At 63.2% G+C, this 22324-nt stretch carries 22 protein-coding genes and 1 pseudogene; 13 read left to right on the plus strand and 10 right to left on the minus strand.

The window, feature by feature from the left end; translation table 11 throughout:
- Nucleotides 1-53 precede the first annotated feature (53 nt).
- Nucleotides 54-626 carry a hypothetical protein gene (locus QFZ30_RS15995; RefSeq protein WP_307077868.1) on the minus strand — a complete coding sequence of 191 codons (573 nt, stop codon included), beginning with the start codon at nucleotides 624-626 and terminating at the stop codon, nucleotides 54-56.
- A gap of 177 nt (nucleotides 627-803) precedes the next feature.
- On the opposite strand from QFZ30_RS15995, the gene QFZ30_RS16000 reads away from it, so the two are divergent.
- From QFZ30_RS16000 to QFZ30_RS16025, 6 genes and pseudogenes are all read left to right on the plus strand, one after another.
- Nucleotides 804-1712 carry an MSMEG_6728 family protein gene (locus QFZ30_RS16000; RefSeq protein WP_307077870.1) on the plus strand — a complete coding sequence of 303 codons (909 nt, stop codon included), beginning with the start codon at nucleotides 804-806 and terminating at the stop codon, nucleotides 1710-1712.
- A 4-nt stretch (nucleotides 1713-1716) separates the two neighbouring features.
- On the plus strand, nucleotides 1717-2577 hold the full coding sequence (locus QFZ30_RS16005) for an SDR family oxidoreductase (protein ID WP_307077873.1): 861 nt from the start codon (nucleotides 1717-1719) through the stop codon (nucleotides 2575-2577).
- Between the two features lie 69 nt (nucleotides 2578-2646).
- Nucleotides 2647-3057 carry a DUF1622 domain-containing protein gene (locus QFZ30_RS16010; protein WP_307077875.1) on the plus strand — a complete coding sequence of 137 codons (411 nt, stop codon included), beginning with the start codon at nucleotides 2647-2649 and terminating at the stop codon, nucleotides 3055-3057.
- A gap of 85 nt (nucleotides 3058-3142) precedes the next feature.
- Nucleotides 3143-3721, plus strand: coding sequence for a maltokinase N-terminal cap-like domain-containing protein (locus tag QFZ30_RS16015; RefSeq protein ID WP_307077877.1), 579 nt, complete (start codon nucleotides 3143-3145; stop codon nucleotides 3719-3721).
- Nucleotides 3722-3806: 85 nt separating this feature from the next.
- A pseudogene (locus QFZ30_RS16020) lies at nucleotides 3807-5236 on the plus strand (DUF222 domain-containing protein).
- A gap of 123 nt (nucleotides 5237-5359) precedes the next feature.
- Entirely contained in the window at nucleotides 5360-6610 is a 1251-nt protein-coding gene (locus QFZ30_RS16025; protein WP_307080003.1) for an IS256 family transposase, read from the plus strand.
- Between the two features lie 64 nt (nucleotides 6611-6674).
- Here QFZ30_RS16025 and QFZ30_RS16030 read toward each other — a convergent pair whose 3' ends face one another.
- Nucleotides 6675-6995: a hypothetical protein gene (locus QFZ30_RS16030; RefSeq protein ID WP_307077879.1), complete on the minus strand. Its 321-nt coding sequence runs from the start codon at nucleotides 6993-6995 to the stop codon at nucleotides 6675-6677.
- Between the two features lie 103 nt (nucleotides 6996-7098).
- On the opposite strand from QFZ30_RS16030, the gene QFZ30_RS16035 reads away from it, so the two are divergent.
- Nucleotides 7099-7890: a ZIP family metal transporter gene (locus QFZ30_RS16035; RefSeq protein WP_307077881.1), complete on the plus strand. Its 792-nt coding sequence runs from the start codon at nucleotides 7099-7101 to the stop codon at nucleotides 7888-7890.
- A gap of 34 nt (nucleotides 7891-7924) precedes the next feature.
- Here QFZ30_RS16035 and QFZ30_RS16040 read toward each other — a convergent pair whose 3' ends face one another.
- Nucleotides 7925-8065, minus strand: a complete 141-nt coding sequence (locus tag QFZ30_RS16040) for a phosphodiester glycosidase family protein (RefSeq protein WP_307080303.1) — start codon at nucleotides 8063-8065, stop codon at nucleotides 7925-7927.
- A gap of 128 nt (nucleotides 8066-8193) precedes the next feature.
- Here QFZ30_RS16040 and QFZ30_RS16045 point away from each other — a divergent pair, with 128 nt between their 5' ends.
- Entirely contained in the window at nucleotides 8194-8394 is a 201-nt protein-coding gene (locus tag QFZ30_RS16045) for a hypothetical protein (RefSeq protein WP_307077883.1), read from the plus strand.
- Between the two features lie 78 nt (nucleotides 8395-8472).
- On the opposite strand, the gene QFZ30_RS16050 is transcribed toward QFZ30_RS16045, so the two are convergent.
- A complete protein-coding gene (locus QFZ30_RS16050; protein WP_307077885.1) occupies nucleotides 8473-10917 on the minus strand; it encodes a Tex family protein in 2445 nt (814 codons plus the stop codon).
- A gap of 137 nt (nucleotides 10918-11054) precedes the next feature.
- Here QFZ30_RS16050 and QFZ30_RS16055 point away from each other — a divergent pair, with 137 nt between their 5' ends.
- Complete coding sequence (locus QFZ30_RS16055) at nucleotides 11055-11351, plus strand: hypothetical protein (RefSeq protein WP_307080305.1); 297 nt, start codon at nucleotides 11055-11057, stop codon at nucleotides 11349-11351.
- Here QFZ30_RS16055 and QFZ30_RS16060 read toward each other — a convergent pair whose 3' ends face one another.
- The 4 genes from QFZ30_RS16060 to QFZ30_RS16070 form a co-directional block, all read right to left on the minus strand.
- Nucleotides 11352-11804 carry a nucleoside deaminase gene (locus QFZ30_RS16060; protein WP_307077887.1) on the minus strand — a complete coding sequence of 151 codons (453 nt, stop codon included), beginning with the start codon at nucleotides 11802-11804 and terminating at the stop codon, nucleotides 11352-11354.
- A 261-nt stretch (nucleotides 11805-12065) separates the two neighbouring features.
- On the minus strand, nucleotides 12066-13136 hold the full coding sequence (locus tag QFZ30_RS16065) for an alkene reductase (RefSeq protein ID WP_307077889.1): 1071 nt from the start codon (nucleotides 13134-13136) through the stop codon (nucleotides 12066-12068).
- 1102 nt (nucleotides 13137-14238) lie between these two features.
- A complete protein-coding gene (locus tag QFZ30_RS22065) occupies nucleotides 14239-14904 on the minus strand; it encodes a DUF6318 family protein (protein ID WP_373462851.1) in 666 nt (221 codons plus the stop codon).
- A gap of 197 nt (nucleotides 14905-15101) precedes the next feature.
- Nucleotides 15102-16829, minus strand: coding sequence for a purine-cytosine permease family protein (locus tag QFZ30_RS16070; protein WP_307077891.1), 1728 nt, complete (start codon nucleotides 16827-16829; stop codon nucleotides 15102-15104).
- A gap of 220 nt (nucleotides 16830-17049) precedes the next feature.
- Between QFZ30_RS16070 and QFZ30_RS16075 the strand changes: the two genes are divergently transcribed.
- The 3 genes from QFZ30_RS16075 to QFZ30_RS16085 all read left to right on the plus strand — a co-directional run bounded on the left by QFZ30_RS16075 (nucleotide 17050) and on the right by QFZ30_RS16085 (nucleotide 18593).
- Nucleotides 17050-17484 carry a pyridoxamine 5'-phosphate oxidase family protein gene (locus QFZ30_RS16075; RefSeq protein ID WP_307077893.1) on the plus strand — a complete coding sequence of 145 codons (435 nt, stop codon included), beginning with the start codon at nucleotides 17050-17052 and terminating at the stop codon, nucleotides 17482-17484.
- A gap of 20 nt (nucleotides 17485-17504) precedes the next feature.
- Nucleotides 17505-17948, plus strand: a complete 444-nt coding sequence (locus tag QFZ30_RS16080) for a very short patch repair endonuclease (RefSeq protein ID WP_307077895.1) — start codon at nucleotides 17505-17507, stop codon at nucleotides 17946-17948.
- Between the two features lie 234 nt (nucleotides 17949-18182).
- A complete protein-coding gene (locus tag QFZ30_RS16085; RefSeq protein ID WP_307077897.1) occupies nucleotides 18183-18593 on the plus strand; it encodes an Hpt domain-containing protein in 411 nt (136 codons plus the stop codon).
- On the opposite strand, the gene QFZ30_RS16090 is transcribed toward QFZ30_RS16085, so the two are convergent.
- Nucleotides 18566-19339: a response regulator transcription factor gene (locus tag QFZ30_RS16090; RefSeq protein ID WP_307077899.1), complete on the minus strand. Its 774-nt coding sequence runs from the start codon at nucleotides 19337-19339 to the stop codon at nucleotides 18566-18568. The genes QFZ30_RS16085 and QFZ30_RS16090 overlap by 28 nt on opposite strands.
- A 63-nt stretch (nucleotides 19340-19402) precedes the next feature.
- On the opposite strand from QFZ30_RS16090, the gene QFZ30_RS16095 reads away from it, so the two are divergent.
- Nucleotides 19403-21094, plus strand: coding sequence for a sensor histidine kinase (locus QFZ30_RS16095; protein ID WP_307077901.1), 1692 nt, complete (start codon nucleotides 19403-19405; stop codon nucleotides 21092-21094).
- Here the strand turns inward: QFZ30_RS16095 and QFZ30_RS16100 are convergent.
- Nucleotides 21091-22287, minus strand: a complete 1197-nt coding sequence (locus QFZ30_RS16100; RefSeq protein ID WP_307080307.1) for a 5-methylcytosine restriction system specificity protein McrC — start codon at nucleotides 22285-22287, stop codon at nucleotides 21091-21093. The genes QFZ30_RS16095 and QFZ30_RS16100 overlap by 4 nt on opposite strands.
- Nucleotides 22288-22324 lie beyond the last annotated feature (37 nt).

Consider the following 22324-nt stretch of genomic DNA (forward strand, 5'->3'; position numbering starts at 1 on the left):
GCGTCGTTGTTCTATCTAGAGGTTGGCGGCAGGCAGGTTGGCAGCCTGATTGCTTAGGCAGCTACCGGAAGTTCGCGGACGATCCGCACCTTCCAGGCGGTGTCGTCGCTGGTGTCCAACAGTGCCACCGTGCCGTGCGCGACGTTGACTGCAACGCGCTTGACCGCAAGCAACTCAAGGTAGAGGTGCTCGTTCATCCGGCTGGGCGTATCGATCATGTACTTCACGGCGTCGCGGACCTTGCGGTAGTTGGCGCTGCGTTCCCGGTGCAGGTGCAACTCAAGCATCTGGCGCTGGCGCACTCTGGGCTCGTGCCGGTTGAGCCAGGAAACAGCAGCATGCACGCCTACCACCAGAGTCAAGGACACGGCGTAGATCCACCATCCGCTGGAGAGCAGGAACAACGGCAGGTTTGCGATCGCAACCAGTGCGATGACTATCCGCAGGGCGATGATCCGCCGGAGCGTCAGCGCGACGGATGCAATGGCAGCACGAAAACCGTGCTGCTCCTTGCGTGCTGCTGCCGGATCGAGGGTAAATTCGTCAAGGACCAGGATGCCCTTGGCCTCCGGACTCAGCATCTGCCCGAACTTGGGCGTCAAAGGCTGCGTGTTTCTGGGGGTCATTTCAGGTGTAGTCGTCATGTGAGGGCTTCCGGGACGCCGGGGGTGGTTTCCGACATCTTAGTGGTTGACCCCTAGCGCTGTATGCATCGGTCCACCATGTGAACATCGACGCCCGTCTCCGATGTGGCGGCCGGCACTGCAATTGGCACATGCGGCGTGTGCCGTCAGACTGAAGGGATGCAAACCTTCCTTCCGTACCCCGATTTCCGGCAGAGCGCCGCCGCGCTGGACACCGCCAGGCTTGGCAAGCAGCGTGTCGAGGCGCTGCAGACCCTCCGGGCCCTGGTGATCCCCGAGTACGGCTGGCAGACCCACCCGGCCGTCCGCATGTGGATGGGCCACGTGCCCGCGCTGACCCTGTACGGCCTGGCGATGGTGGACGAATGGACCTCCCGCGGCCATGCAGACAACACACGCGCCAACATCACCGAGTTTGCGCCCCAAGCCGCCCACCCGGACTACGTGGCCAAAATCCCCCTGCCGGAGTGGCTCGGAAATCCCGATTTCCACCTGAGCCACCGCTCCAAGCTGCTCCGCAAGGACCCGAAGTTCTACAAAGCGGTATTCCCTGACGCCGAGCCGGACCTTGACTTCATTTGGCCCGAGCCGAAGCATGAGTTCCTGCCGGTAGATCCTGATGGCGATGTCCTCTGGATCCTCCGTTCGCCGCACGCCGAGATCGATCCCCAGTCGCTGGACACGGTGGCCCTGCCGCCGGTCCGCCGCACCAACGCTCCGCGTGCCAGCCAGGACGAGTACTCCCCGGTCTACGTCGACGACGGCTCGCGCCGTCCCTCCAAGCAGCCGCGCAAGCTGCCGCCCAAGCAACTGGTCAAAAAGCCCACCCGCAAACGCCAGGCCCAGGAGGAAGCCTTCACCACCCTTCCCGGCAAGACCACGGTGGCTGTCGCCTTCGAAGACGGCAGCAAGTTCGCCGTAGGACAGGTGCTCGGCAGGCCCATCACGCTGGAAGATGGCAGGTTCGGCCGAAACTTCAGCGTCACCGAGGTCATCGCCAGGTCGGCTTTCGATTATCCGGCCCTCCTCCAGGATCCGCGGGTATTCTTCCCGGTTCCGGCGCCCTGATCCGTTGACCGTCCTCCTGGCCGGCTGCGGTGACCTGGGAACCGAAGCCGGATTGCGTTTTGCTGCAGCGGGTCATCGCGTGGTGGGATGGCGCCGGCAGCCAGAGAAACTTCCAGTGGAAATCGAAGGCGTGGCGGCTGACCTGGGCAGCGCGAACCTTCCGCCCATCCCGGCGGACACCTCCGCCGTCGTCGTCGCCCTTGCTGCCGACTCCCCCACCAAGGATGCCTACCACGCCGCCTATGTGAACGGGCTTGCGCACGTCCTGGATGCCCTTAAGCGCGACGGCGTCACGCCGCGGCGGGTGCTTTTTGTTTCGTCCACTGCCGTGTATGGGGACGCAGGAGGCGGCTGGATCGATGAAAGCACGACGGCGGCTCCCGGCGGATTCTCCGGCCGCATCATGCGCGAGGCGGAGGACCTGCTCCACAACCGGCTGAGCGGGACGGGAATAGCCGGAACCGTGCTGCGGCTCGGGGGGATCTACGGACCGGGGCGGACTCGGCTGATAAACCAGGTCCGAAACGGCTCGGCGGTCGTTCCGGATGAGCCGCGCTACACCAACCGGATCCACCGCGACGATGCCGCAGCGTCGATCGTCCACCTGACCACTATGGAATCCATGCCTGCCACGGTATATCTAGGTGTGGACAACCATCCCGCGGAGCTGGGCGAGGTCCTGCGGTTCCTGGCTTCGGAACTGGATCTCCCGGAGCCGCCCACCGGGCCTGCAGGGGAAGCCCGCGGCGGAAACAAGCGCTGCAGCAATGCACTCCTCCGGAGTACCGGGTTTGATTTCGCTTTTCCGTCATTCCGAGAGGGCTACCGCGAGGTGCTGGCGGGAACAGGCGTCCGGCACCTGTAGCTGAGCGTCTAGGCTGTAGCTGCGGCGGGACAAGCAGAAATTGCATCCGGAGAGTACAGGCAGGGGAACATGGACTTTCAGCACATTATCGAGGCCGTGGGCAGGTACATGGACTTTGCCGGAGTGGCAGTTATGGTCATCGGCGCGTTGGTCTCCATTCCCATGGCACTGAGGGGCTACCAGCCGCGGAAGCTACCTGAAGGCTCGAAGAAGCTAACCGTCTACCGCTCGTACCGGCAGTTGCTGGGCAGGTCCATCCTGCTCGGGCTCGAGTTGCTCGTGGCGGCCGACATCATCCGCACCGTCGCCGTGACGCCTACCTACGAGAGCGTGGGCGTCCTGGCGATTATCGTGCTGATCCGTACATTCCTGAGCTTCTCGCTTGAACTGGAGATCACCGGCCGCTGGCCTTGGCAGAAGGAACCGTCCGAGGGGTCATCCGATCCCACAGGAGCTTCACCGGCGGTAACGTCGAGCTGAAACTATTCTGTACTGCTTCCACGCTGGGACGCATGGCAATCATTCACACGGCTACCGTGAAACCATCCAATTAGAGCTCCTCAGTATGTGGCTACCCCGCCAGCCATGGTTCGCGGAGGGGGAGTCAACGGATCTAGTGCGTGTAGGGTCGTTCCGCTTTGATGATCCGGAGGGCGAGGTAGGCGTAGAAACACTGCTCCTGGCCAGCAAGGGCGCAGTTTTTCAGGTTCCGCTGACGTACAGGGACTCGCCCCTTGACGGCGCCAACGCCGGCCTCATCGGAACCACCGAGCACTCCGTACTCGGAACGAGATGGGTCTACGACGCCGCCCGTGATCCCGTCTACGCGTCCACCTTGGCCACGACAATACTGTCAGGACAGCCTCAAGCCGAACAGCTGCTCGACGTCGATGGTCACCTTGAGCTGATCGCTGAGACAGTGCAATTGCAGGGTTCGGGTATACCCGGTACTGGCGTTCCAGCCGTCACCTCAGCCGTTCCCGAAACGGTGGGCTGCTTAACAACCATCCATACAGGGCACATCGACCTGTTGGTCAGCGGCGTCCTCGATCTCAGCGGACTGACATCGGGACAAAAGATCCTGACAGCCACGTGGGCTGAGCAGAGTGTCCCAGTGCAACTCGCATCCGCGGTTGTAGTTTGATTGCCAAAGCCGGTTCAGAATTCCTCTGAGGAAGGCCGCGTAGCCTCGGAGCATTACTGTCAGACCCTCGCAGGATCATTTGAGTATGGAAAGCACAGGAGCAGACGATGCGTTGGAGGCCGTTAAGGCTTCCGTCGCTGTTCTTGCCAGTCCCCGTTGCAATCCGCGGCGTGACGACGCTTCCGGCTCAGATCCGTTGCGCCGCCAGGTCGATGCTTGTCTGGACAGGCTGGCCGAGATCGCCCGGTTGGAAGCACATACTGCCGCCCTGAAAGTCCGGACCGCCGCAGAGTTTGCGGAAGGGGCCAAGGCTCTGGCGTCACCGGCCGCGTCGCCGCAGGAAAACACCGCCAACGAAATGGCCGTGGTCGCGGAGGTCGCGGGCGTCGTCCTGACGGTCAGCGAACGCACCGCTGGGGCCCTCTTGTCCGAAGCCTGTGAACTCACCACCGCCCTTCCCCTGACTCTCGCCGCGTTGCAGGCCGGGACGATTTCGTGGCAGCACGCGAGGGTCATGGTCGACGAAACCGCCAACCTCGACCCCGCCGGCACCAAGGCGCTCGAAGCGCACTTCCTGGACCCCGACACACCAAACCCTGCCCGCAGCTGCCCGGCCGGGGAACTCGTCCCGTCCCGGTTCCGGCACAAGGCCCGCACCTGGCGGGAACGCCACCACCCCGTATCCATCGAGACGAGGCACGCCAAGAGCGCCGAGGACCGACGCCTTGAATACACCCCGGACCGCGACGGCATGGCCTGGCTCTCCGCGTACCTGCCCGCCGACCAGGCCGAGGGCATCTGGAACCGGGCCACAGCCGCCGCACGGGCAGTGCAGGGTCCGGACGAGCCGCGGACCCTGACGCAGCTCAGGGCCGACCAGGCCGCCGCCTGGCTGCTCCGCGGCGTCGCGGAAGGAACCCGCTCTCCCACAGCCCAAGTCCTGCTCACCGTCCCCGTACTCTCCCTGCTCGGCGCCGGGGAGGAGCCTGCCACGCTCGACGGCTACGGACCGTCCCGCCGTCCATGGCCCGCCGCCTTGTCGCCGACGGGGCTGATTCCTTCCACCGGGTCCTGACCGACCCCCGCAACGGGGCACCGCTGGAGATCGGACGCACCAGCTACCGGGTACCGAAGGCGATGCGGCAGTGGCTCCGCCTGCGCGACGGGAAGTGCCCGTTCCCCGGCTGCAGTAACCACTCCCTCGACAACGAAGCAGACCACCTCCTCGCCTGGGCAGACGGCGGCACCACCGGCATCACCAACCTCGGCCAGCCCTGCCGCAAACACCACAGACTCAAACACACAACAAGTTGGACACCCACCGGAGCCGGACCCAACGAACCACCCGGCTGGATTTCACCCACCGGCCGCCACTACGCCAGCGAACAACAGGACTGGGAACCACCCCACTGGCCGGACGACATCCCGGACCCTCCCGAAGTGGCGGCTGACGTGGAGCTGCCCAAAGATCCACTTCCCGATTGGCAGGTTTTCGCAGTCGGCCTAGGTCCCTGACACCTGCTCCGGCTTGCCGTTGAGCCCGTCTTGGAGGGACTGTCTGAATAACGGTGTGTGGGGTCCGGCCTGATCCGAAAGGAGATGGCCGTGTCAGATTCCACGACCGAGATGACAGGGGTGATGATCGATCCTGTGACGGGAGAGATCATCGATCAGAAGGAGCTTGCGGAGCGGTTGCTCGCGCAGGCCAAGGAACAGGGTGTGAGCCTGGTAGGCCCGGGTGGGCTGCTGAACCAGCTCACGAGGAATGTGCTGGAGACCGCGCTGGAAGCGGAGCTGACCGAGCACCTCGGGCACGAGCATGGCCAGAGACCGATCGCAGCCAACATGCGCAACGGCACCAGGTCAAAGACCGTGCTGACCGAGATCGGCCCGGTCGAGATCGAGGTGCCCCGGGATCGGGACGGCTCGTTCGAGCCGGTGATCGTGCCCAAACGGAAACGGCGTCTGGACGGAATCGACCAGATCGTGCTCTCGCTGTCCGCCCGGGGGCTGACCACGGGGGAAATCGCCGCGCACTTCGAAGAGGTCTACGGGGCCAAGGTCTCCAAAGACACCATCAGCCGCATCACGGAGAAGGTCGCCGGGGAACTGGCCCAATGGTCGGCCCGGCCTTTGGATCCGATCTACCCGGTGCTCTTCGTTGACGCGGTCGTGGTCAAGGTCCGTGACGGGCAGGTGCGCAACACCCCGTTCTATGTCGTCATGGGGGTCACCACAAGTGGTGAGCGGGAGATCCTGGGCATCTGGGCAGGCGACGGCGGCGAGGGTGCACGGTTCTGGCTGCAGGTCTTCTCCGAGCTGAAGAACCGGGGCGTTGAAGATGTGTTGATCGCCGTCTGTGACGGGCTCAAAGGCCTGCCGGAGGCGATCACGACCACGTGGGAGCGAACGGTGGTGCAGCAGTGCGTCGTGCACCTGATACGCAACAGCTTCCGCTACGCCGGACGCCAGCACCGCGACGGCATCGTCAAGGCGCTCAAGCCCGTCTACACGGCCCCGTCAGAGCAGGCGGCGAAGGACCGGTTCGCCGAGTTCACGGCCGAATGGGGCCAGCGATATCCGGCAATCGTGCGGCTCTGGGAGTCCTCCTGGGCTGAGTTCGTGCCATTCCTGGAGTACGACGTGGAGATCCGCCGGGTGATCTGCACAACGAACGCGATCGAGTCGATCAACGCCCGCTACAGAAGGGCTGTGAGGGCCCGCGGGCACTTTCCGAACGAGGCCGCGGCCCTGAAATGCCTGTATCTGGTCACCAGATCTCTTGATCCAACCGGCGGCGGCCGGGCACGCTGGGTAATGAGGTGGAAGCCTGCGCTGAACGCGTTCGCGATTACCTTCGCCGGTCGGTTCGAAAGAACCACTCACTAATGAAAACCGGCCGGACCCACACGCCGTTTATCGGACAGTCCCGTCTTGGAACGCGGGTTATGAACTAGGCGTCCTGCCAACCGCGGCCTTCGGCGAAGGTAGCCACCAAGGTCCCGACGCCGGCCTGGAGCGAGTTTGACGGATCAAAGTACAAAGCGGCTTCCGTGGCGCGGCTGTGCGTGATGAGCTGCTCGGCTTCGAGCTTCGCTTCTGGGACAGTGGCACCGATAATGCCTGTCCGCGCGGGCAAATCTGGCGCATGGACGGTCTCGGCGTGGGTCTGCGTCAGGGGAATCGTGGAGCCCGCATTAATCTCATCGTAAGGGAACTCAAACCCGGCATCGTCGGAAGCAGCGGGGATGGTGTATTCCAAGAAGTAAGTCATGCCTCCAGCCTTGCAGAAACCGTCCAGCCCCGAAAGTTCTTCAGCAGATGCAGAGCTTCGGCATCATATTCCCTGACCAGCACCGCACTCCTATACTGACGGCATGATGATGTCGCTGCTGTTCGGCGTCATAGCATCCAGTGCACTGATTCTGGGTGCCTTCATTGGCGTTCGATTTGAGCTACCCAAGCGACTCCTGGCCATCCTTCTGTCCTTCGCCGCCGGTGCCCTGATCACCGCCCTTGCCTTCGAACTCTTCGAGGACGCCTACCAACGCGGCGGCATCCTCCGGGCCGCCATCGGCCTGATGGTTGGCGCCATCGTGTTTACCGCGCTCAGTGCGCTCCTGGACCGCTGGGCACAGCCAGGTTCGCAGGCCACTCCGGCGGATGAATTCCAAGGCAGCGCCAAGCTTGACACCGACGCCGCGGCTGCTGAGCGTCCGGCTGCGGCCACATCCACCCGCGGAGCGGCAGGCATGGCGCTCCTGGCAGCGGTCACCCTCGACGGAGTGCCTGAAAATGTCGCCCTGGGGGTCTCCTTGGGCGAGGGAACCGGCGGTCTGGCCCTACTCGCCGCCATTTTTGTATCCAACTTTCCCGAGGCCCTTGTGGGCGCAGCGTCCATGCGCAGCCAGGGACGCTCGCCTGTCAGCATCATCGGGCTGTGGGTTGCCTGTGCTGTCCTGCTGGTGGCTGCAGTAGTGGTAGGCGCAGGTCCCCTCTCCGGCACCGACCCGGAAGCTATCTCGCTGCCCCTGGCCTTTGCTGCCGGTGCGGTGATTGCATCCCTGGCAGACACGCTGATGCCGGAAGCCTACGAGCATGGCGGCCCTGCCGTAGCTCTGAGCACGGCTGCAGGGTTCGTCCTGGCGTTCACCCTGTCGCTTGCGTAGGACCGGTTCCGGTCTGCTTTCCGCAGCCGCCGGTCTAACGCTCGACCGTTTTCCTGGAGGGCAGCACCACCAGCGCGTCGCCTACCCCACGCTCCGAGCCGCCGGTATTTGACGGAGTGTTTACTACAGCCCCGTTGGCCACCATCGTGGTGGACCCGCCGCCGTCCAGATTGATCGCGGGGCTGTGCCTTCACATCCGCTGCCTTCCATGCACGGCGGGGGCGTAATTAGCTGCAAACAGTGCTCCGGTGGGGTGCGAGACCGAGCCTTCCTGATGCCGGTCTCGAGTGAGACCATTTCAGTATGAGCGAGAATCTGCGGGACCTTGGCCCGCACCAGCACGCCCATGGGGCGCCGACGACTCAACAGATGCGCACGGTGGGTCAACGCCGCCGCGATGCAGAAGAAAAGCTGGAGCACCATCTTCAGGAAGCCCGCCATAAAGACGATGCGCACAACGATGAGACCGGAGAACAGCAGGACGAGGGACAACACCGACGTTAGGGCCGTGATGGCGTCGACCTGATCGGAGCACACCGGACGGTTAAGCACGTGCTCGAGGCCCTCAGACTGGATTGCCTACTAAGCGAGGCCCGCCTTACGCAGTGCCTCCGCCAGGGCAGTGTTCGGCGGGCTTGCGGATGCTGTTTTCGGTGCGGGAGCGGCTTTGCGTCCGCTGGATTCCGGACGGGGGCCGCGGGCGCCCGAGCCTGAGCCTGTGCGGTCGCCGCTGCCTGCACGTGCGCCTGCTCCATCGGCCGCTCGTGCCGGACGGCCTCCGCCCGCAGGCTGCCGGCCGCCGGAAGGTGACGGCTCGTCGTCGAGCCTCAAGGTCAGCGAGATCCGCTTCCGCTCCGGATCGGCTTCAAGCACTTTCACGCGTACAACCTGCCCTGACTTCACCACCTCGCGGGGATCGGAGACAAAGCGGTTGGCCAGGGCGGAAACGTGCACCAGCCCGTCCTGGTGGACGCCGACGTCGACAAACGCGCCGAAGGCGGCAACGTTGGTGACAGTGCCCTCCAGCACCATGCCGGGCTTAAGGTCGGAGATCTTCTCGATTCCCTCCGAGAACGTGGCCGCCGCAAACGCCGGCCGGGGGTCGCGGCCCGGCTTGTCCAGCTCCGCCAGGATGTCCTGCACGGTGGGCAGGCCGAAGGTTCCGTCCACAAAGTTCCGCGGGTCCAAAGACGACGCCGGGGCCGAACCGGCGGCCACCAGGATTTTGCGGGCCACCGCATAGGCCTCCGGATGCACGCTGGATGCATCCAGCGGCTCCGCACCCCCAGTGATCCTCAGGAAGCCCGCGCATTGCTCAAACGCCTTGGCGCCCAGCCGCGGCACCTTCTTCAACTCGCTGCGTTTGGCGAACGGCCCGTGCTCGTTCCGGTAAGCCACAATGTTTTCGCTCAGCAAAGGACCGACGCCGGCCACGCGGCTGAGCAGCGCCGGCGACGCCGTATTCACGTCCACGCCGACGGCATTCACGCAGTCCTCCACCACGGCGTCCAGACTGCGGTCCAGCTTCGATGCCGTGACGTCGTGCTGGTACTGCCCCACTCCGATGGACTTGGGATCGATCTTCACCAGCTCCGCCAGCGGGTCCTGAAGCCGGCGAGCAATCGACACTGCGCCACGGAGGGACACATCCATCCCCGGCAACTCCGCCGAGGCCAAGGCTGAGGCCGAATAAACCGACGCACCGGCCTCGGACACCACCAGCTTTTGCGGCTTCCGGTCCGCAGCGGGCAGCAGCTTGATGAGCTCCGCGGCCAGTTTGTCTGTCTCACGGGAAGCCGTGCCGTTCCCGATTGCCACGAGCTCGACGGCGTGCTTCCGCGCCAACCGCACCAGGGTGGCCAACGCTTCGTCCCACTTCCGCGCCGGTGCGTGCGGATACACGGTATCGGTGGCTACCACCTTCCCCGTGCCGTCCACCACGGCCACCTTCACACCCGTCCGCAGCCCGGGGTCCAGGCCCAGGGTGGCGCGGTTCCCGGCAGGTGCGGCGAGCAGGACGTCGCGCAGATTGGCGGCAAACACCCGCACGGCCTCGTCCTCCGCTGCGGTGAACATCCGGCCGCGAAGGTCTGCCGTGAGGCGTGCCAGCACACGCGAGCGCCACGCCAGCTGGGCAGTCTGGACGAGCCAGGCATCGGCGGGACGGCCGCGGTCGGCGACCCCCAGGCACTTAGCCACCGCGGCTTCGTAGCGGGAGCGCGCAGCGGCGAGGGCGTCGTCGTCGTTCGGGTCCGCCTCGGCGAGATCCAGCTCCAGGACGCCGTCCTTCTCGCCACGCAGCAACGCCAGGACCCGGTGCGACGGCATCCCGGACGGCGCTTGGGCAAACTCAAAGTAGTCCGCAAACTTCTGGCCGTCAGCCTGTTTGCCCATCTTCACGCGCGACACCATCCGACCCTGCGTCCAGAGCCGTTCGCGCAAGGTTGCAGCGAGGTCAGGGTCCTGCGCCACGCGCTCCACCAGGATGGAGCGGGCACCGGTGAGGGCGGCTGCGGCGTCATCAATGGAATGTTCGGGGTTCAGGTACTTGGCAGCCTCGCGCTCCGGGTCCAGCTCCGGACGTTTCAGCAGGATCTCAGCCAGGGGTTCCAGCCCGGCTTCGCGGGCGATCTGCGCCTTGGTGCGCCGCTTGGACTTGAACGGGAGGTAGATGTCCTCCAGCCGCGACTTGGTGTCCGCGGCGATGACAGCCGCCTGGACCTCCGGAGTCAGCTGGCCCTGGGCGGCAATCGCCTCAAGGACTGTACGACGGCGGTCCTCCAGCTCGCGGAGGTACCGCAGGCGTTCGTCGAGCTCGCGGAGCTGCGTGTCATCCAGCGTTCCGGTGGCTTCCTTGCGGTACCGGGCGATGAACGGGACGGTCGACCCGCCGTCGAGCAGTTCCACGGCAGCCTTCACCTGCCAGGTTTTCACGCCCAGCTCGGCGGCAATCTGGCTATGGATCGCGTTGTCCGGCGCCTGGGATGCGGGCACGGGGGCGGAGGGGCGTTGCGGGAGTTGGGTCACCAGAACATTTTGCCCTACTGACCTGAACCGCTGCACCAGCAACGAGCCGGCTCAGTATCCGGGTATTCCGCTCGGGGCCGCGAAGTGCTGTAGTGGATATGCCGTCACAGGCAACCAATCTCGAGGAAGAGGCCACCATGCGGGAACTGCTCATCGTCTTCCAAGATGGGTTCGAGGAGGCCAACATCACCGTCATGGTCAACGGCAAAGAGGTCCGCCGCGATGTGGGAGTGTCCACCAACCCGCTCCTCGGAGAAGCGTACGAAGCGACAGTGGAGCTGCCCGCCAAAGGCGCCCAGGTGGGTGTGGAAGTCACCAACCGGGGACTCAAAGGCATCCTCAAAGTGAGCGGAAAGCCCAAGAGCCTGCTGGTCTCCATCGAGGACGGCAAGCTGGTGATGCAGGAAGGAACAGGGAGAGAGGCTTTTCTCTAGCTATTCGGGGATATCCACTTCTTCAGCGATGTCCTCGGCCCAGAGTTCCGCGTGATCGCGTTGGAAGTCGCGCATCATGTCAATGCAGCGCTGGTCGTCCAGAACCACAACTTCCACTCCGCGGGACCGGAGCAGATCGAATTCGCCGGGGAAGGTTTTGGCTTCCCCCACAACAACCTTGGGGATCTTGAACTGGATGATGGTCCCGGTACACATGGCACACGGTGCCAGGGTGGTGTAGAGCACGGTGTCCCGGTAATTGACCTGGCGGCCAGCCGCCCGGAGCGCAGACATCTCGCCATGGGCAATCGGATCGCCTTGCTGGACACGTTCATTGTGCCCCGTGGCGATAACCTGTCCCGCACGCGCCAGTGCAGCGCCGATGGGGATGCCGCCTTCTCTGAGGCTTTTCTGGGCGGCCTGGTAGGCGGCTTCGAACACGGGGTCAGTCATGGCCAAATCCTACCGTTCCCCAATTAGCAGCTTGGGATGCCCGCGAATAAACCCCTAGCGATACTCCATTCGGTGGAGTATTATTTTGCTACCGCCGGGCCTCATATGGGCAAACAAGGAGAATCCCGAGCGGTCCACGTTGATAGATGAGCCAAGAAGAGCCGTCGGATGGCCTATTGGCGCCCGCTGCCGGGACAGCACACCGAGCAGCCAGCGACGGCGGCACCCAGGCCGGGTGCCGCCGTCGTCATTACTGAACCTTTAGCCTGCGTAGGCGGGATAGTCCGTGTAACCTTTCGCGCCTTCGCCATAGAAAGTGGACGGGTCAGGCTCATTCAGCGGGAGGCTTTCCTTCCAACGGCGGGCCAGGTCCGGGTTGGCGATGGCGGGGCGGCCCACCACGACTGCGTCGGCGTACCCGTCGGCAACCAGCGCGACAGCTTCATCGCGCGTGGTGACAAAACCGAAGCCGGTGTTCACCAGGAATGTCCCGTTAAAGCGGGCACGGAGATCCTGGACCAGCTCACCGGCAGGTTCGTGGTGAAGGATGCTCAAGTAGGCAAGATTCAGGGGTGCAATGCTGTCTACGAGGACTTCGTAAGTTGCCCGGATGTCTGCGGCGTCGGTTTCGGAAATGCCCTGGACATTGTGCTCCGGCGAAATGCGGATGCCCACCCGGTTGGCCCCAAGCGCAGCCACTACCGCGTTGACCGTCTCGATGACAAAGCGGGCCCGATTTTCCGGCGACCCGCCATAGCTGTCCGTGCGGACGTTGGCGTTCGGGGCCAGGAACTCGTGCAGGAGGTAACCGTTGGCCGAGTGCAGTTCCACGCCGTCGAACCCGGCTTCAATCGCGTTGAGCGATGCGCTGACAATCTCCTGAATCACCACGGGCAGCTCATCAGTGGCGAGCGCGTGCGGCACGGGGTACTGCTGCTTTCCTGTCGCGGTGCGGACTTCCCCTTCGATGGCTATGGCACTGGGGCCCACAATGCGGTGGCCGCCGGTGATGTCCTGGTGCGAGACCCTCCCGCCGTGCATGACCTGGGCGAACATCCGGCCGCCCTCGGCGTGAACAGCGTCGGTGACATTCTTCCAGCCGGCGATCTGCTCTTCCGTGACCAGTCCGGGCTGGCCTGGGTAAGACCGGCCGGCAGGGCTCGGGTAGGCGCCTTCACTGACAATAAGTCCCAGCGAGGCGCGCTGACGGTAGTGTTCGACGACTAGGGGCCCGGGCACGCCGTCCTCACCGGCGCGGACGCGGGTCAGGGGCGCCATCACCAGGCGGTTGGGCAGTTCGAGCTCGCCAAGGGTCAACGGGGAAAACAGCATGCGCAGTTCCTTTCAAGATGAATTGGTTCTGCTGTGCCCAACTGCCCGGCGTCTGCAACTATTCCGGAAGAGACGGGGATCACCGATGGGCTGCTGCTCTTCCCTCGATTCCTGCTGCTTAGGACCTCTACTGGTTAGGGAGCCGGAGCGACGCCTGGGCAGCCTTGTCCACGCGGGTTTCTATTGCAGTCGTCAGCGTAGTTCCGGGTGATGGACCGCCACACGCTGATGGTCTGGGGCGCTGTGACTACCGTGGCCCTGCCTACTATCGGCTGCCACGGCCCATCTTCTACTGAATACTCGCCGCGATAAAACGTAGAGAGGGTCACGGAGACGTCACCAGTCGACCTGTAAATATGGCTGGTTCTCGTCTTCTCCCCCCATCGTTCTGGTGGGAGGGAAGATCCAGATAGCGTCGACGGCCCCAATCCATTTCCGTCGCCGTAGTCCCATTGATACTCCACTGGAATGGCCTTGACACGAACGGATCGGCCAACGACCGTCAGCTGCAGGATCTGCTCCGTCGCGACAGCAAATACATTGGTTTGAGCGCCAACGAGTGTATGGGGGGAGGGTTGGACTGTGGAAGAGCCTGCCGAAATCGGAAGTTCTTGGAACTGAGCCAAGGAAACAACAGGGTCTTGGGGAGCAATGACTTCCCCAGGATTTTCTCCAGGATAGACACATCTGGCATTACCCAACTGCTGCTTCAGATTTAGATTGTCTCTGGGAGCGCGAACAGGGCGAAGAAATTGTCCATCAGGCTCTCTCTGGCAACTCCTCGTTGCAACCAAAGCGCACTCCTGCTCGACTTGAACGTCCGCGCTGCATTCTGGCTCCCACCAGTACTCAAAGCCGTCATCTGCCACTGGTTCGATCGGCTGTTGTTCCTGAGGACTAGGAATATTGTCCCCACCGCAGACACCTGACGCCGAACCGCCACTCCCGGTGAGACCACCGTCCACATGACAATTGGTCCCTTGTAAGCTGTCTGCGTAACCCACAGCGGTGAATGCAACCAGGTTTAGAACAATGGCCAATATGGCGCCGATGGAGCAATGAAGGACTGGTCTTGTGGAAGCATGAGAATTTCCCTTAGGACTCATTGAAGCCCTTTAGGTGGTGAGAAGTCCTCAACCTGCCAAGCCCCGCTCAGGAATTTCGCAGTGAGCTGCATAGGCGCGTCTTCGGTTGGCGCAGGAATATCTTTACGGAGAATCCCGGGGCCTGAGTAGTAGGCAGTTCTGCCCTGTTTGATAGACAGGTTCACGAAAAAAGATCCAGTCGACGACGGAAGAAAGCTCGTTGTGACAGCCGTTGCCTCAAGGTCTCCTCCCACCACCCACCCGCCGTCAGAGTATGCATTTTCGATATCGCCAATGGGCCCCGAGCAGGTCGAGCAAGTCGGCGAGCTAATGCCTTCCAACTTAGAAACCTCCCCTGTCGAATATGCATACTCAAGGAGTTCCACGTAATACCTCGAAAATGACTGAAGGCCGTCCTTTGTGTTGCTACTTGCGTCCTCGGGCAATTTCGGCGCAATCAAGTTGAGCGCCCTACTCGTTTCGGTAGCAGGCGTGGGCGTAGGCGTCGGGCTCGGCGTCGCAGACTCCGTGGCAGATGGAGACGTAGTGTCCGGACCGCTGGGAGTGCCCCCTGAATTGCATCCGGCGAGCATCAGGGCAGCCGCGGCCACAACAGCAACAAGAAACGTGCGCACGCGCCGGGACGCAGGAAAACGGGACGTAAGGAACTTGTGCGATGTCATGGGCAGCTAATCCCCCGATAGTTTTCAAGACGCCTGGCTCCGAACAATGACTTAAGGGTAGCCCAGGTCACATTTCAGCGATCAAAGTTATCCACAGGCACCCGCCATTGGTTCTACCACCGTCACGCACCAATAAAAAGTCAAAACGGAGGCCGGCACATAAATGCACCGGCCTCCCGACCAAACAAAGAGAAAAGCTACTTCTGCGCCGGCAGCACCAACTGCCCGGTCTTGTCCGTCGAAAGGGCGAGCGACGAGACGTACTGCGCTTCGCCGTCGGGCCCGTCCTGGGCCGAGCGGATCATGTCCGGACGTTCGAACTCCAGCCCGGTGACGTGGCAAAGCAGCTTCTGGTCGCTGGGGTTCCCGTCGGCGTCGAACATTGGCAGGTCAATGCCGTCATCAGTGCGCCGCAGGTAGTACTGTCCCTGCGTTGCCAGTGCCAGGACCGGCGGCAGGACCAACGCCAGCCCGACGGCGAAGATCGGCGAGTACGGCTGGATTGCGGCACCGAAGGCCCCGAAGAACACCGCTATGGAGATCCCCGCGGATACCAGCATGGACACAAATCCCACCGGATTCACCGCGTACAGCATGCCGCGGCGGAACTCCGGAACCTTGGGCGAGATCTTGAGCAGGTACTTATTGATGGCAATGTCGGACGCCACGGTGACCACCCAGGCCATGGCACAGTTCGCGTAGAAGCCCAGGATGGTGTTCAGGAAATCGAACATGTTGGCCTCCATCAGGATCAGCGCGATCACCAGGTTCACCACCACAAACACCATCCGCCCCGGGTAGGTCTTCGTGACGCGCGTGAAGCTGTTGGTCCACGCCAGGGAGCCGGAGTAGGCGTTGGTGACGTTGATCTTGATCTGGGAAATGACCACCAGCACCACTGCCAGGCTCATCGCCAGCCACGCCGGCATCATCTCCTGGTACACCCCTAGGAACTGGTGGACCGGCTCGTTCGCGTGAACGGATGCGGCCGGATCCAGGGTGGCGATCAGGTAGATGGCAATGAACATGCCCACGATCTGCTTGATCGCCCCGAAAATCACCCAGCCAGGCCCGGCCAGGATCACGGCACGCCACCAGGCGCCCTTGTTCTCAGCAGTCTTCGGAGGCATGAACCGCAGGTAGTCGATCTGCTCGGCGATCTGCGCCATGAGCGAGAGGCAAACGCCGGCAGCAAGCATCACCGAGGCAAGGTTGGGGCCGCCGGAACCGGACCCACCCGTGTAGGCAAAGAAGCCGTCGATGCTCTCCGGATGGGAAACCAGCAGGTAGCCCACCGGCACCACCATCAGGAGCAGCCACAGCGGAGTGGTCCAGACTTGCAGCTTGGCCAGCGTGTTCATCCCGTAGATCACGAGCGGAATGATGATCACCGTGGACGCCGCATACCCGAGCCACTGAGGAATACCAAGGCCCAACTCCAGGCCCTGGGCCATGATGGAGCCTTCCAGGGCAAAAAAGATGAACGTGAACGTCGCGAAGATGACGTTCGTGACCACGGATCCGTAGTAGCCAAACCCGGAACCTCGGGTGATCAGGTCCAGGTCAATGTTGTACCGCGCGGCGTAATAAGCAAGCGGAAAGCCTGTGGCAAAGATGATGACAGCCGCCACCAAGATGCCGAAGATGGCATTCATGGTGCCGTACGCAATGCCGATGTTCGCCCCGATGGAAAAGTCGGCCAGGTAGGCAATGCCGCCCAACGCACTGGTGGCCACCACCCCGGCGCTCCATTTCCGGTACGAGCGCGGCGCAAACCGGAGCGTGTAATCCTCCAGGCTCTCCTTGGTGGCGCTCAGTGCCGCGGCGTTGCCCGCCGTCGTGATTTCAGCCGGACCGCTGACGACGCCGGCACTGCCTGCCGCCGTCGGCTCCAATAGCTGGGTACTCTCCAGGTCGTTACTCATTCGGCGGGTCGCTTTCGTCGATGGGACGTGATTGTTGGAACGCGCTGGTTGGACGTCTCCTTGCGACGCTAACCAGCAGGGACGACAAACTGGTCACGGCGTTGTTTCAGCCGGGTTAAGTGTTGACAAGACTGTGAAGCGACGGTGCGTCACCACGGCCTGACGGTGCGGATATCGGATGCCTCTGGTCTTTTTCTACGGAACGTAGAAGAATAGGGCCATGATGTTCAATCACGCAGATGGAAACCCGGTCCTGGAACTCGACGACGAGCAGTCCTGGAAGCTCCTGGAGAGCACCCGGCACGGCCGCTTGGTGGTGTCCGTTGCGGGCGAGCCTGACATTTTCCCAGTCAACTACCTGACCTCGGACCGGAAGATCTATCTCCGGACGGCGCCGGGCAACAAGCTGGCGCAGCTGACAATCAACGCCACCGTGCTTTTTGAAACGGACGGCATCCTGTCCGACGAAGCGTGGTCTGTGGTGCTCAGGGGAACTGCGCGAGTCCTCAGCAATTCGGCGGAGATTGCAGCGGCGGAGGAACTGGGGCTTAAGTCATGGGTTCCAACGCTAAAGGACTTCTACGTGGAGATCGATCCCGCGTCCGTCAGCGGCCGCCATTTCCAGCTCGGAGAACAGCCGGAGCGCGACATCTAGGACCTCCCTAGACTGGAAGCATGGCGGACAGGCTGACTCCGGAGCAGCGCAGCTGGAACATGTCCAGGATCAGGGGCAAAAACACCAAGCCGGAATTGCTGGTGCGCCAACTCCTCCACGCCAAGGGCTACCGGTACCGCTTGCACGGGCAGGCAGGCAAAAGCCGCCTCCCGGGCAATCCGGACCTGGTATTCGCGGGCCGCCGCAAGGTCATCTTCGTCAACGGGTGCTTCTGGCATTTCCACGACTGCCGCGTGGGACAGCACTCCCCCAAGGCCAATGCCTTGTTCTGGGAAACCAAGCGCACGCGGACCAGAAACCGCGACGCAGATCAGCGCCGTCAGCTCGAAGACGCCGGCTGGAAGGTGCTAACCGTGTGGGAGTGCGAGCTGAAGGACGGCTCGGCCCTGGAGAACCAGCTGGTGCAGTTCCTCGGCACTCAGCAGACGCACCGGGAATATTGAGCCAATCTTTCTCCTTTACGCCCTCCCTTGTTGATCACCCCGTCAGAAGATTGAATCCGGTGGCCCCGCCCAGCGGAGCCACCGATCCGTAAATCCCGCAGTCTCCCCAAGAAAGCCGCAATCCTCCTCCGCAACCGTTGCCGGGTAAGAGAAGGGACCTAATCTGAAGGAGGACGAATGCCTTACCTCACGGCCTCGTTTCCGGGGCGGGTGAGCCCAGCGAAAAGGACCGTCATGACACAGCCTGATGACTCCAGTCGACCGCTGGTGGACCAGTCAGTGCTTGACCGGCTGCGGGCGGAACTGGACGACGATGAGGGCTACTGCACCGTGTTCGTGGCGAATTTCATCGAGTACCTTCCTCATAGGATCGCCAAGCTGCGGCTCGCCCTGACAACCGGGGACCTGGACGGTGCGATTGATGCGGTCCTTAGCCTGAAGACCTCCAGCCAGATGGTCGGAGCTGAGCGGCTGGCAGGGCTGGCAATGGACCTGGAGGTGGCAATTCGCGACGAGTCACGGCAGGCGGACGCCGCAGTTTCGCTGCCTCACCTGGCTGCCGCATTCCTGAAGCCGATTAACCAATGCAGCCGGCAGACCCTTCATCGCCTGCAGGCTCAACGTTCCTCTGGGGCCAACCGGTAGCCAACGCCGCGTACCGTCTGGAGCCACCGCGGACGCTGCGGCGAATCCCCGAGCTTTTTCCGCAGGTTCCCCATGTGGACCTCCACAGAACGTTCGTCCGCTTCGCTGATGTAACTTCCGACGTCGTAATCCTCGTCACGGAGCCGCCGGACCAGGTCCGATTTGGTCCGTACAGTTCGGCCAGCTTCCAGGAGGGCGTACAGGAGTTCAAATTCCGTTCGGGTCAGGTTCAGCTCCTGGCCATCCACCGCCACCGAACGAGCCGCGTAGCTAAGGTCTAGGCCGTTGTGTCTGAAGTTTCCGCGGCCACTTACGGTTAGTCCCGTGTCTGCTGGCGCGTCGGCCGCGCCGGGATTTTCTGGCGGTTCCGTGGCTGAACGCGGCCGCCGCATCATGGCAGCCACACGGGCGCGCAACTCCCTGGGACGAAAGGGTTTGGTGAGGTAATCGTCTGCCCCGGATTCCAGGCCAATCAGCGTATCCAGCTCTTCTGTCCGGGCGGTGAGCATCACGATGTAGGCGTCGGAGAATTCGCGGATCTGGCGTGAGACTTCAAAACCGTCGATGTCCGGAAGACCCAGATCCAGCGTGATCACGTCAGGATTCAAGGTTTTAGCCGCCAGAACGCCTTCAGCGCCGCTGGAGGCCACCGTCACCTGAAAGCCCGCCTGGCTCAACACAGTGCGCACCAGTTCCCGGATATCCTGGTCATCCTCGATGACCAGACCCACACGTGCTTCACTCATTGCAGCCCCCTCAGCCAAGTTAACACCGTCAGAAGTATAGCTGGCTGCCGATATCCTGCTGGTATGCGTCTCAACACCGGGCTTACCGGACCCCCACCCGCGAGTGAGCCCAAAGCGTGGGCTTCAGGACGGCTGAGGTTCTTCCGCCGGCAGTTCCACGAATACCGGCTGACGGACCGGGTTGTCCTGAGCCAGACGCCGCTCTTCGTGACCGCCCTCTTCACCGCCGCCCTGGTAGCAGCTTTCTTCCCCGGGACCATGGACAACCCGCTGTTTGTAGGGTTCCTCGTCTCCCAGCTGGCCATTATGGTGCTGTGCTACGTGGTGCCATGGGAGCGCCTGCCGTATACCAGCTTCCTGGTGATCCCGCTGCTGGACTTCGTTTCCATCGCGGCGGGCAGGGAGGGAGGGCAGGAAAGCCTTACAGGAATCAGCCTGCTGACGGTTTTCCCCGTGATCTGGCTGTGCGCCTCCGGCTACTATCCGCGGGCGTCGCTGTGGCTTTCTTTTTTTGCGCCCCTAGCCATCATCTGGGTTCCGCTGTTCATCCAGGGGGACGTCTCCGGCCAGACCCTGGCGCGTTCCTTGCTCCTGCCGGTGATGACGCTGGGGATCGGAGTGTCCGTCAGCGTCCTGACCATGAGCATGATGCGTCAACAGCAGGTCCTGGAGGAAAAGGACGAGCTGCTCCAGGCGAGCCTGCGGAACAGCATGCGGCACGAGTCGCTGCTGAATACGATCCTGGACACTGTCCACTTGGGCGTCCTTGCCGTCGATGCCGACGGCAACGATATCCTCATGAACCGCAAGCAGCGCGCCAACCACAAGCTGGCCACGCCAAAGGATATCGAGGATCCCAACGAGTCCCAGCTGCTGGTCTTCGCAGCGGACCGCACCACTCCTGTTCCCATCAAAGAACGCCCGGTGCGCCGTGCGATCCTGGGCGAGACATTCACGGACTACCTGGTCTGGCTGGGGTCAGGCAAGGAACAGCGTGCCATCACCACAACGGCCCGGGCAATGAAGGACCCGGATGGCACCTTCTCGGGATCGGTGATTGTTTTCAGTGACGTGACGGACCTGGTGAACGCGTTAGCAGCCAAGGACGACTTCGTTTCCAACGTATCGCACGAGTTCAGGACGCCCCTGACCTCCATCCTGGGGTATGTCGAAATCCTGCAGGACGACTACCCGGAGGAGCACCAAAAGCACCCATTGCAGATCATCAGGCGCAATTCGGAGCGGCTCCTCACGTTGGTGTCCGATCTTTTGGCCATCAGGCACGGCCACCTGATTGTGACGCCCCACGCCGTGGACGTGGCGGAACTGGTCCGCGCCAGCGTGTCTGCCGCCCAGCCCAAGGCTGCTGCCTCCCACGTGGCGTTGCAGGCTGACGCACCCGGGCGGCTGGACGCCCATGTGGACGGCCCCCGCATCTCTCAGGTGCTGGACAACCTGGTCTCCAATGCCATTAAGTACTCGCCGGACGGCGGCAATGTGGTGGTGTCCCTCGAACAGCAAGACGGCCAGCTGGCCTGCCGCGTCAGTGATACCGGCATGGGAATGAGCAAAGACGATCAGGCTGAAGTGTTCGCCAAATTCTTCCGCACCAACAATGTGCGCCGGACGGCCATCCCCGGGGTGGGCCTGGGCCTGCCTATCAGCAAAGCGATTGTGGAAGCGCACGGCGGCACCATTGAAGTTGAGAGCTCGCTCGGTCACGGCACCACGTTTACGTTCCGGGTACCGGTCTAGGTTCCCTCCCGGGCAGCCCGGACCACCTCGCCCCAGGACTGCCAGGCAAGGTCGGAGACGGCGGCCAGGATGTCCGACGGCGGCCGGGAAAGGTCCAGGGGAAACTCGACTATGTCTATGTCAGTGTTGAGGATCCGCCGGAGCTTCACCTCACCCGAACCGGCATAGACCAGCCAGGCTGTCGGCACCCCCAGGGCTGTGCAATAAGCCAGCATCTGGTAATGGTCCGCGGAGAGTGATGCCCCCAGGTCCGTTGCGGCTTTGTATTTGGCGTTGTAGGCCACCACCGGCCGTCCGCCCAGCAGATGCACCGCATCCGGACGCACCGAGAGGCGGTCAGAATCCCGGACGGCCTCACTCAGGATGGCGTTGTACTTCAGCCGCAGCTCACCCGGGTACGCCGCCAGGGCTTCGCGCAGGGCGGTCCCCACAAAGTCCTCAAAAACCTGCGCCATGTCCACCACAAACGATGCGGTCTGCTGCCGGCCTTCGCCGGCTTCAGCAGAGGAATTCCGCAGGACCAGCTCAGCCAGGCGCAGGACGGCGTGGTAGCGGACGTTCATCCGGCTGGGTTTCCACGGCGGCAGCGGAGCGCCGGCAGAAAGGCGGGTGACGGCGTCGAGCTTCCCCTTGAGTTGCCGGAGCCGGCTCAGGACCTCGGGACGCACACGAGGCACCTGGCCCATCCGCTCCAGCGCGGCACGCAGGATCCGGTTTTCAGCAATGTCTTCGGTGAACTCGTCATAGGACACTTCCAGCGGGACCAGCATGCCCGGGCGGCGCGAGATCTGGTCCGAGATGCGGATCCTGCCCTTCACGGTCCGGAGCGATTCGTCCACGGTGAGATACCCCTGCAGGACGCCGCGGCCCAGGGCACGTTCGGCGAGCTGGGCCAGGGATTCGGCCAGGGCGCTCCAGAGTTCGCGGTCCTCAACGGCGGCCACGGAATCTGGCCGGAAGCCCTGGTTGCCGGCGTAGCTGAGCAGGAACAGGAGGCGGCTCAGCCCCAGCCTGTCCTTGGGCCGCACGTCCAGCTGCACGGTGGAGGTCCGGACGGAGCCCACCTTGCCCACGGGCTCGATCCGGTACAGTCCCATGCCCATCGGGGAGGCCTTGGCCAGGCCGCTGGTGTTCAGGAACGCCGCGCTGGCGGCGTCCAGCGTGTCCACGATGCCGCCGGAAAGCTCGTCCAGGACCAGATGCCGCACAGCCGTCCCAGGCCTGCCCGGC

This window comes from Arthrobacter pascens (assembly GCF_030815585.1).
In the GTDB taxonomy this organism is placed as follows: domain Bacteria; phylum Actinomycetota; class Actinomycetes; order Actinomycetales; family Micrococcaceae; genus Arthrobacter; species Arthrobacter pascens_A.

What these genes read in the sequence shown, in the direction of transcription:
- QFZ30_RS16085 (WP_307077897.1), top strand. Translation starts at nt 18,183, where the DNA reads ATGACACAGCCTGATGACTCCAGTCGACCGCTGGTGGACCAGTCAGTG.
- QFZ30_RS16095 (WP_307077901.1), top strand. Translation starts at nt 19,403, where the DNA reads ATGCGTCTCAACACCGGGCTTACCGGACCCCCACCCGCGAGTGAGCCC.
- QFZ30_RS16035 (WP_307077881.1), top strand. Translation starts at nt 7,099, where the DNA reads ATGATGATGTCGCTGCTGTTCGGCGTCATAGCATCCAGTGCACTGATT.
- QFZ30_RS16075 (WP_307077893.1), top strand. Translation starts at nt 17,050, where the DNA reads ATGATGTTCAATCACGCAGATGGAAACCCGGTCCTGGAACTCGACGAC.
- QFZ30_RS16070 (WP_307077891.1), bottom strand. Translation starts at nt 16,829, where the DNA reads ATGAGTAACGACCTGGAGAGTACCCAGCTATTGGAGCCGACGGCGGCA.
- QFZ30_RS16000 (WP_307077870.1), top strand. Translation starts at nt 804, where the DNA reads ATGCAAACCTTCCTTCCGTACCCCGATTTCCGGCAGAGCGCCGCCGCG.
- QFZ30_RS16025 (WP_307080003.1), top strand. Translation starts at nt 5,360, where the DNA reads ATGATCGATCCTGTGACGGGAGAGATCATCGATCAGAAGGAGCTTGCG.
- QFZ30_RS15995 (WP_307077868.1), bottom strand. Translation starts at nt 626, where the DNA reads ATGACCCCCAGAAACACGCAGCCTTTGACGCCCAAGTTCGGGCAGATG.
- QFZ30_RS16060 (WP_307077887.1), bottom strand. Translation starts at nt 11,804, where the DNA reads ATGACTGACCCCGTGTTCGAAGCCGCCTACCAGGCCGCCCAGAAAAGC.
- QFZ30_RS16010 (WP_307077875.1), top strand. Translation starts at nt 2,647, where the DNA reads ATGGACTTTCAGCACATTATCGAGGCCGTGGGCAGGTACATGGACTTT.
- QFZ30_RS22065 (WP_373462851.1), bottom strand. Translation starts at nt 14,904, where the DNA reads ATGACATCGCACAAGTTCCTTACGTCCCGTTTTCCTGCGTCCCGGCGC.
- QFZ30_RS16065 (WP_307077889.1), bottom strand. Translation starts at nt 13,136, where the DNA reads ATGCTGTTTTCCCCGTTGACCCTTGGCGAGCTCGAACTGCCCAACCGC.
- QFZ30_RS16030 (WP_307077879.1), bottom strand. Translation starts at nt 6,995, where the DNA reads ATGACTTACTTCTTGGAATACACCATCCCCGCTGCTTCCGACGATGCC.
- QFZ30_RS16090 (WP_307077899.1), bottom strand. Translation starts at nt 19,339, where the DNA reads ATGAGTGAAGCACGTGTGGGTCTGGTCATCGAGGATGACCAGGATATC.
- QFZ30_RS16015 (WP_307077877.1), top strand. Translation starts at nt 3,143, where the DNA reads ATGTGGCTACCCCGCCAGCCATGGTTCGCGGAGGGGGAGTCAACGGAT.
- QFZ30_RS16080 (WP_307077895.1), top strand. Translation starts at nt 17,505, where the DNA reads ATGGCGGACAGGCTGACTCCGGAGCAGCGCAGCTGGAACATGTCCAGG.
- QFZ30_RS16055 (WP_307080305.1), top strand. Translation starts at nt 11,055, where the DNA reads ATGCGGGAACTGCTCATCGTCTTCCAAGATGGGTTCGAGGAGGCCAAC.
- QFZ30_RS16045 (WP_307077883.1), top strand. Translation starts at nt 8,194, where the DNA reads ATGAGCGAGAATCTGCGGGACCTTGGCCCGCACCAGCACGCCCATGGG.